Here is a 2,495-nt window from a genome sequence, read left to right as displayed (position 1 = left end):
CCCGACGCCGGCCGGTCAAGTTGCACGCGGACAAGACCTACGACAACCGGAGGGTGCGCCGCTACCTGCGCCGGCGCGGGATCACCGCCGAAGATCGCCCGCATCGGCGTGGACTCCAGCCAACGCCTGGGCCGCCACCGCTGGGTGGTGGAACGCACTATCTCCTGGCTGCTGGCCTTCCGCCGACTGGCCATCCGCTACGACCGCAGCGCCACCACCATCACCGCCGTGGCGACCCTGGCCATCACCATCATCTGCGCCCGGCGGCTGCCCCGGAAGGACTATTGAAACCACTTCTTACATCTAACCAGTTTCCGACATGCCGGGACTTCTGCTCACATACGGGTCCAGTGCCCGCGTTCCGCTCAGATCCGATGGGCCAAAAAACGTGGGTGTGACGCAGGACGTCGTGGGCATATGTGTGGACACTCCCGGTATGTCCCTTGGCCTTACCGCCCGGTAGCGTATGCAAACACATGTTGCATACGCAACCTTAGCCGCTTTAGTTCTTAGAGAGCTCACGATGAACCCTCCCCCCACCCTCAAGGCCCGCGATGTGGTCGCCTTCGTCAAGGCGAATGTGGTCCTCATCAGCTACGCCATGACAGGTCTTTACGTGCTGCTCCTGTGCTTCATGGTCCTGAGCATGAGCGATGATCTGTCGATTCTGATTGTCTTCGCTGTGCTTGTCATGGCAGTCCCGGCTTTTATGCTCGCGTTGCTTACCTGGCAGTTCAGTACCGGTGAATCGGCGAACCTGAAGGCGTTCGTCGTTGCCGCCTTCGTGGCCTTTGGCCAGAGCCTGTTCAGCCTCAGCATCCTCGCCGGCGGATTGTTCGGCGTAGAGACGTTCCTTACCGCAGTCATCGGCTTGCTAGGAGCACCCCTGGGAGTCCTCCTGGGCGTTTTCACCTGCTTGGGTCTGCTGGCCCGCAGCCGAACTCACAGGCGCGGTTTGACCCGCGGAAGATAGTTGCACGTCCAGAGCGCCCCCACACCGCAGAATGGTGAGACCGACTTGTGGGAGTGGGGCGTTCTTGAAGATGACTTTGATGGCCCTTCCCGGACGAGTGTGAGTGAGCGCTTGCTTGCGGTCCGTGCCACGGCGCCTGTCAGGAGGTTCACATTCCATGGAGGAAAGCGGACCGTAGGCCGGGTAGCGGTCGGGCCAACCCATCGCCAGGGTTACAGGGGTGGAGCTTCGCACACCCGTAGAGGCCGGGTCCACGTGGCCGGGCAGGACACTGCTGACGCAGCCCCAATGCCACTCATATGACCGCGAACCACGAATATGCGTCGAACAGGGGACACCACATGACCGCAGGCGTTGATACGTCCTTCGACTACCACTCAGACACTCCGCCCGGCAAGGACCCTGACGCCTACAGCCCCACCCTTCGCAGGCATCACCAGCTGTTGTGGAGCAAGGAGTTGCCCTCCGGCGCACGCTTCGACCTGGCACCTGAACCCCGTTCGTACCTCGCGCACCGATCCCCTCTGGGGGTCTTCCGCCTTTCCAGTGACGCCATCACGACCAGGCTGCGGAAACGGGCGTCGCGCGTCGTACGCGATCTCCCGGACCACGAGCTGCCTGAGTGGGGTGGCTACACGGCCGGAAGCGCCCTCGTGTTCCCGGGTATCAAAATCGGCCGAAAGCAGACGATCAATGGTGCCCGCGGGTTCAACCGCACGATCGCCGACCGATTCGACCTGACCTTGGAGTGCATCCGGCGCCACTACCTTCGTGAGGAGCCCAACCCCCTCGCCGATGTCCTGCACAGGTATGCAGACTTCTTCGCCCTGTTCGAGGACTTCTCCGGGTACGTCGATTTCTTCCTGCTGCAGGACCTCGTCGAGGAGGATGGCAAGACCATCCGGTTCTTCCACCGGTTCGAGGACTTCCGCACCCCGGCTGTACCGAAGACCGCTGACGAATACCTCCAGTATCTGCGGCTCAGCAACGATTTCATCACCTCCCGCAACCGCAGGATCGACGCGCAACCCTAGGGCGAATCAAGGGCTCACCGGGCGCCCCGGCCCTTGCGACGGAACCTGCCACCCTCGCCGCCGAAGTCGTCGAAGCCCTGCAGGTTGAATACCGGCTCTTCACGGGTCACAGGACTTCCATCGTGTACATACGCCACGAAGCAAGGGACTGTCGCTCTAACGGTGTAAGAGGCGTTTCCATGGTTAGTGGTTCTCCGCTGCCGGCATCCGGTCGGCGAAGGTGATGGCAAAGGCGTTCAGTGCTGGCTTCCACCGTGTGACCCATCGTGTCTGCCCGGTGCCCTTCGGGTCCAGACTCCGCACGACGAGGTACAGGGTCTTCATCGCGGACTGCTCGTTCGGGAAGTGCCCCCGGGCCCGCACCGCCCTGCGGAACCGGGCGTTGAGCGACTCGATGGCATTGGTCGAGCAAATCACCCGCCGGATCTCGAGGTCGTAGAGCCTGTTGCAGAATCGAGTGTCGTCCGGGCGTGGTTTGTCGGTGGTGG

At 62.5% G+C, this 2,495-nt stretch carries 3 protein-coding genes and 1 pseudogene; 3 read left to right on the top strand and 1 reads right to left on the bottom strand.

Features of this window, described 5'->3' with window-relative positions; genetic code table 11:
• The 3 genes and pseudogenes from IEW07_RS20655 to IEW07_RS20645 all read left to right on the top strand — a co-directional run.
• A pseudogene (locus IEW07_RS20655) lies at positions 1-288 on the top strand (transposase); the annotation flags it as partial.
• Between the two features lie 235 nt (positions 289-523).
• Complete coding sequence (locus IEW07_RS20650) at positions 524-973, top strand: hypothetical protein (RefSeq protein ID WP_188540665.1); 450 nt, start codon at positions 524-526, stop codon at positions 971-973.
• Positions 974-1,272: 299 nt separating this feature from the next.
• Positions 1,273-2,007 carry a DUF6994 family protein gene (locus IEW07_RS20645; protein ID WP_229742030.1) on the top strand — a complete coding sequence of 245 codons (735 nt, stop codon included), beginning with the start codon at positions 1,273-1,275 and terminating at the stop codon, positions 2,005-2,007.
• A 183-nt stretch (positions 2,008-2,190) separates the two neighbouring features.
• Here IEW07_RS20645 and IEW07_RS20640 read toward each other — a convergent pair.
• Positions 2,191-2,495: transposase (locus IEW07_RS20640; RefSeq protein WP_188540663.1), on the bottom strand; the 305-nt coding region annotated here is incomplete at its 5' end.

This window comes from Kocuria dechangensis, from assembly GCF_014636775.1.
GTDB lineage: Bacteria > Actinomycetota > Actinomycetes > Actinomycetales > Micrococcaceae > Kocuria > Kocuria dechangensis.
This window is presented reverse-complemented; position numbering and strand designations above follow the sequence as displayed.